This window comes from Bacillus sp. 7894-2 (genome assembly GCF_002272225.1).
Taxonomy (GTDB): domain Bacteria; phylum Bacillota; class Bacilli; order Bacillales; family Cytobacillaceae; genus Cytobacillus.
Map to the genome: position 1 here is coordinate 1 of NZ_NPDG01000106.1, position 5,840 is coordinate 5,840.

Annotated in this window: 6 protein-coding genes and 1 riboswitch; all 6 genes read right to left on the reverse strand. The window is 42.3% G+C overall.

Annotated elements, in window-relative coordinates; all coding sequences use genetic code 11:
- Positions 1 to 29: 29 nt before the first annotated feature.
- The 6 genes from CHI10_RS16250 to CHI10_RS16275 all read right to left on the reverse strand — a co-directional run bounded on the left by CHI10_RS16250 (position 30) and on the right by CHI10_RS16275 (position 5,684).
- Positions 30 to 2,153 carry a heavy metal translocating P-type ATPase gene (locus CHI10_RS16250; RefSeq protein WP_095245273.1) on the reverse strand — a complete coding sequence of 708 codons (2,124 nt, stop codon included), beginning with the start codon at positions 2,151 to 2,153 and terminating at the stop codon, positions 30 to 32.
- Positions 2,146 to 2,514, reverse strand: coding sequence for an ArsR/SmtB family transcription factor (locus tag CHI10_RS16255; protein WP_095245274.1), 369 nt, complete (start codon positions 2,512 to 2,514; stop codon positions 2,146 to 2,148). The genes CHI10_RS16250 and CHI10_RS16255 overlap by 8 nt, the downstream gene beginning before the upstream one ends.
- Positions 2,515 to 2,634: 120 nt before the next feature.
- Positions 2,635 to 2,904 (reverse strand): DUF1450 domain-containing protein, encoded by a 270-nt coding sequence (locus CHI10_RS16260; RefSeq protein ID WP_095245275.1) that lies wholly within the window; start codon positions 2,902 to 2,904, stop codon positions 2,635 to 2,637.
- Positions 2,905 to 3,087: 183 nt separating this feature from the next.
- Positions 3,088 to 4,437 carry a TrkH family potassium uptake protein gene (locus CHI10_RS16265; protein WP_095245276.1) on the reverse strand — a complete coding sequence of 450 codons (1,350 nt, stop codon included), beginning with the start codon at positions 4,435 to 4,437 and terminating at the stop codon, positions 3,088 to 3,090.
- Between the two features lie 39 nt (positions 4,438 to 4,476).
- Positions 4,477 to 5,133: a potassium channel family protein gene (locus CHI10_RS16270; protein WP_095245277.1), complete on the reverse strand. Its 657-nt coding sequence runs from the start codon at positions 5,131 to 5,133 to the stop codon at positions 4,477 to 4,479.
- 79 nt (positions 5,134 to 5,212) lie between these two features.
- A riboswitch (cyclic di-AMP (ydaO/yuaA leader) is annotated at positions 5,213 to 5,362 on the reverse strand.
- 139 nt (positions 5,363 to 5,501) lie between these two features.
- A complete protein-coding gene (locus tag CHI10_RS16275; protein ID WP_095245278.1) occupies positions 5,502 to 5,684 on the reverse strand; it encodes a DUF3896 family protein in 183 nt (60 codons plus the stop codon).
- Between the last annotated feature and the right edge of the window lie 156 nt (positions 5,685 to 5,840).

Sequence of the window (5,840 nt, forward strand, 5' to 3'; positions counted from 1 at the left end):
AATCAGTGAAACCCCCACTGATTGAAGTTTCACTTTATTTTGAGAAGCCGCAGGCTATTCAAGGTGACCAGCAGGGTTGCTCCCATGTCCGCGAAAATGGCAATCCATAAAGTCAGCCAGCCTGGAACCACCAGCAATAAAGCCAGCGCCTTGATTCCGAGTGAGAACGTAATGTTTTGTTTTATAATCCCTAACGCTTTTTGGCTGAGTTTAATCGTATAAGGCAATTTGCTCAAGTCATCAGACATTAGCGCAATATCCGCTGTTTCGAGTGCAGTATCGGTTCCGGCACCGCCCATGGCTACCCCAACAGACGCAGCAGCAAGTGCAGGTGCATCATTGACGCCATCCCCGACCATTGCCACACTTTGATGGCCGGCACGAAGCTCTTTAATAACAGCCAGTTTATCCTGCGGCAGCAAATCCGCTTTTATCTCGGAAACGCCGGCCTGCTTTCCGATCTCCAAAGCCGTTCTGTGATTGTCGCCTGTCAGCATTACCGTTTTAATTCCCATATCATTCAGCTTGCTGATGACCGTTTTCGAATGCTCCCGTATTTCATCTGCAACAGCTATTAATAAGAGGATTTCGCTTGCTGTCCCCAGGATCATTACGGTTTTACCCTGGATCTGCAGTTCTGCTATTTGCTTTTGAATCGTGCTTTCCATGCCGTTATGAAGCTCTTCAAATAGATTGGGGCTTCCGGCATAATAGAGGACACCATTCACTGCGGCTTTTACTCCCTTTCCGGTAATAGAGATGAAATCCTCTATGTCCAGCCCGGTAAAATCAGCGCCAATTCCTTCTGCTTTTTTCATGATTGCAGAAGCAAGGGGATGCTGTGACCCTTTCTCAATGGCAGCCATGATTTGAAGAAGCTGTCTTTCACCACCATTAATAGTGATGATGTCTGTAACGGCAGGAACACCTTTTGTTAATGTGCCTGTTTTATCAAATGCAATCGATTTGAGCGCCCCTGTTTCCTCAAGGTGGATGCCGCCTTTAATCAGGACACCATTTCTTGCCGCGTTTCCGATGGCCGTAACGACGGCTACCGGTGTAGACACGACTAGAGAACACGGACAGCCGACAACCAGTGCAGCCAGCCCCTGGTAGATCCATTCGCTCCAATCCCCGCCAAACAGCGGAGGAACCACTGCTATTAAAAAGGCTAAGACAATAATGGCAGGCGTATAATACCTGGCAAACTTATCGACAAACTGCTGGGAAGGCGCTTTTTCAGCCTGAGCCTCTTCCACTAAATGGATGATTTTGGCGATGGTTGTATCTTCAGCATGCTTCGTGACTTTTACTTCAAGCAGTCCCTCTTCATTTAGTGTACCGGCAAAAACCTCATCACCTGCAGTCTTAACGGCAGGCACGCTTTCTCCGGTAATCGCTGCCTGGTTCAGTGAAGAGGTTCCTTTCACGACCACGCCATCCATGGCCAATTTTTCTCCAGGCTTTACAATCATGATGTCACCAATTTGAATATCATCCACATGAATCCGCATTTCTTCATTATCCCGTTTGATCAATGCTTCTTTAGGGGCAATGTCCATCAGTGATTCAATGGATTGTCTCGCTTTTTCCATTGAGAAGCGCTCAAGGACTTCACTGATGGCGAAAAGGATGACAACCATCGCTCCTTCTCCCCACTCGCCAATGACCGCTGCTCCAATAATGGCGATCGTCATAAGGGTGCTCATGTCAAAATTCAATCTTGCAAGGTTTTTGAAGCCTTTCAGGAATAAAGTATAGCCGCCTATGATAATTGCTGCTGCATACCCTGCGATCGGATATAGGTGATCCTCTCCATACTGTTCGCTTAAAAACCAGCTCACAGTAAGAATAAGCGCTGCTAAATACACTTTATAATTAGATTTCTGCTTCCAGAATGACTCTCGCTCGACCGTTTTTTCATTCTCTGCACGCAGTTTAAGATTTTCAAAGGCTCCGGCTTTTTCGACCGCCTTCATTGAAGCCTTCCCTGTGACAGTTATCTTGGAAGCTCCAAAATTCACATTCGCATCTATAACGCCATCCAGGCGTTTCACGTTCTCTTCGAACGTCTTGGCACAGCCTGCTCAGGAAAAGCCCTGAACACGGTAGGTTACCGTCTCTTTCTCCGCAATTCCAGCTTGTTCAGACATTGGCTTTCACCTCATTTCTGTGTGCAAGTGCAATCATCATTAATTGCCTGATATGATCATCATCCAATGAATAGAATGCCAATTTCCCTTCTTTCCGGAACTTAACAATTCCCTGCTTATGCAATGTCCGCAAATGATGGGATGCCGTTGCCACTGTTGCGCCAATGATATTGGCAATATCACAGACACACAGCTCTTCATCCCGGGTCAGTGCATATGAAATCTTTGCCCTGTTCTCATCAGCAAGAGCCTTAAATAATTGGGCAGCCCCTGATAGATCTTCCTTTACCATTTCCCCCTGAATGCGGTTCACTTTTTCTTCGTCAAAGCAGTAAATATCGCATGTATCTTTAGAGCCCAATTTTATTCTCTCCTCATTATTCAAACATTCGTTTGAATAAATTATACCTCGTCTGTGACCTTATTCAAACCATTATTTGAATATTGTATGAAAAAAGGAACCGGATTGCTCCGATTCCTTTTATTTCTGTACTTCTTCTTTCAGTTTTATTAATAATTCATCGGAATTCTCTGCTGCTATCAGTTTTCCGTCCACTACAGCATAGGGGGATAGCCTGCATTCTTTACATTTGCTCTGGCATTCGTATTCTTTATAAATAATATTCTTCTGGCTCAGGAATTGATTAAATTCAGTTAAACTATCTTCTTTTAAAAATTCATCCAGATTCCGCTGGCAAAATTCAATAGAAGATGTTTTTTGCTTTGAGAATAGTTTGTTGATGAGTTTCATCTGATCAAACTTCCTTTTGGTTTTTCATAATTATATCGAATCTGCTGCCCTTCTGTCGTCCCTATTGCTTCATTTCCAACAATTTTTAATAAAGTCTCATAAGCAAATCGGGTTGACCACTTTCTTCCTGCTGCTCGCTATTCGACTTCCTGCACAGGATAGAGTGTCACACTCTATCCCGCACTAGCCAATCATGATTTTCTCTTCAGCATATTTGTATTTGGCCTTTCCTTTTCTTCGGGCAAGTGCAAAAGCGATTGTGATCGGCCCTACTCTGCCTGCAAACATCATAAATGCAATGATCCCTTTACCTGTTGCACTTAATTCGGGTGTCAGCCCCATCGACATCCCTACCGTGCCAAAAGCCGAAATTACTTCGAATAAAAGGACGTTCAATGGAGCATTTTCAGTTATGGATAAAATAAATAAGATAAAGAAAATAAATCCTATTGAATAGACGGTTATCGTAAAGGCCCTGACAATCAGATCCTTAGGAATTCGCCTTCCCATCAGGCTTACTTCATCTTCTTCCTTTATCAGCGCCCGGACTGCAAGGAAAATCAAGACAAAGGTAGTCACTTTAATGCCGCCTGCAGTACCGCCGGATCCCCCTCCAATGAACATGAGCAGCATTGTTACCAGCTGTGAACCCAGTGTTAATTCACCAGTATTCAATGAATTAAAGCCAGCGGTTCTCGGTACTACACCATGAAAGTATGCTCCCAGCAGTTTGTCTTTTAAAGGCAAATCGGCAAGTGTCCCGGGGTTATTAAATTCCAGCGCAAAGATAAATACTGAACCCAGAAAATTTAGAACCAGAGTCATCAGAAGGACCAATTTTGTATGCAAAGAGAGTTTCTTAACACTCCTGCTTCTTTTCACATCAAGAACAACAAAATAGCCAATTCCCCCGATTATCAGCAGGGTGCTGAGCGTCATAATGACCGTAAAATCGCCGGCATATTCAGTAACGCTCCTGAATTGGCCCATTATATCGAACCCCGCATTATTAAAGGCAGAAACTGAATGAAAAATGCCATAATATATTGAACGTGGGTATCCGAAATCAGACGACCAGCGGATGGCAAGAATTATTGCTCCGATCGATTCAGCAATGATCGTAAAGCCGGCAACGAATTTGACCAGCCTGACCATTCCTTGGATTGAAAGCTGATTTAAAGATTCCTGGATCATCAGCCTGCCTTTCAACCCAATGTTTTTTCCAAGCATGATGGCAATGAGAACCCCAATTGTCATAAAACCAAGACCGCCAACCTGTATAAGGACCATTAATACAATCTGTCCAAATACAGTAAACGTGGTTTGAGTATCCACAACCACCAGTCCGGTTACACATACAGCGGAAGTCGCCTCGAAAAATGCATCCATAAAAGATAAATGATGTCTGTCTTTTGTAGCGAAAGGAAGCATCAGCAGCAGTGTGCCGATACCAATTAAGATTAAGAAACCAACTGAAAGCAACTGTGCCGGATTCATTTTAATCCAGCAATAGGATTGACTCAATCTCCTCATAAAATGCAGACCCCTTGTTTAGGTATACTTATCGGCACCTTATACGCCGTGTCTTTCAAACCTGCCAATCCCTTTATTGTGTCCCATTACAATTAGGACGTCTCCCTTTAAAATGACTTCTTCAGCAGGCGGAGTAACGATTATTTCCTTCCCGCGCTGAATCCCCACGATATTACAGCCATACTTAGCCCGTATATTCAATTCTGATAGAGATTTGTTGGCAATTTTATTTGTGGCCACCATCTCCACCATACTGTAATCTTCAGACAGCTCAATATAATCAATCATCTTTTCTGAAACAATATGGTGAGCAATCCGCTTTGCCATATCCCGTTCCGGATGAATCACGCGATCAACGCCAATTTTTTCGAGCACTCGGGCATGATACTCATTATGTGCCTTCGCCCACACCTTTGGGATACCCAATTCTTTTAACAGCAATGATGTCAATATGCTGGATTCAATGTTTTCACCAAAGGACACAAATGCATGATCGATATTTTTGATTCCCGTCTGTTTTATGGCCTCTTCATCAATGCCATTGATTTGAACGGCATATGTCACAAACTGTGCATATTGATTCACTTTCTCCTGATCCACATCAATCGCAAGCACTTGCACGCCCAATTCATGGAATTCTTTTACAAGACTGCCGCCAAAGCGGCCTAAACCAAATACAGCATACTGTTTTTTCATTGAAGAAATTCCCTTCTTTTTTTAAAAATGAACACAAAAAAACCACTCTTAATAAAGAATGGCCAATGGTTTCCATTAACCCTTCTCTCGATTTGGCTTACGGAGTTAGCTGTCGGATTAGGGATTGAGAGTATCCCTTCTTAGCCTTAATATGCTAAGATTCACCCCAAGATAAACAAGGTTTATCAAAATTGGTTCCCCCGCTCAAATGATTCAGCAAAAAGGTTTACTATGAAATTAATAAATATAAATTACTCCCATGTTCATCTCTTGTCAAATCTTTTTTTTATATAAAGTGAAACTTCAATCAGTGGGGATCTTACTGCCCATTAGTCTGCGAAAAAAAAAGAAGGCTGCCATGCCAGCCTCTAACTGATTATATTCCCTCTTTCAAAGTGATTCATATCCGTCAATTCAATCATATACTCGTAGTTCTCAATCCTTTTCTGCAGGGTTTCCTTTTCACTCTCTGATGCAGCCTGATTCTGCATTTTGATCTCCAGTTCTTGCTTTGCAGCCTCCAGCTTCTTCTTTATTTCTAAATAGTTCATTTTCAGCACCCTTTCCCCTTTTTTATAAAATGAAAACGCTTTCTCTTTATTTAATTATAACCGAATAATTCTCTTATTTATTTCAGAATATATTGATAATTTGTGAATTATAAAGGCTCTTTTCGTATAAATTGTTGTTTTTCACCTATTAATATT

Bases quoted from the DNA above. Each gene is read 5' to 3' on its own strand.
- CHI10_RS16260 (WP_095245275.1), bottom strand. From the start codon at position 2,904: ATGAAACTCATCAACAAACTATTCTCAAAGCAAAAAACATCTTCTATT.
- CHI10_RS16265 (WP_095245276.1), bottom strand. From the start codon at position 4,437: ATGAGGAGATTGAGTCAATCCTATTGCTGGATTAAAATGAATCCGGCA.
- CHI10_RS16270 (WP_095245277.1), bottom strand. From the start codon at position 5,133: ATGAAAAAACAGTATGCTGTATTTGGTTTAGGCCGCTTTGGCGGCAGT.
- CHI10_RS16275 (WP_095245278.1), bottom strand. From the start codon at position 5,684: ATGAACTATTTAGAAATAAAGAAGAAGCTGGAGGCTGCAAAGCAAGAA.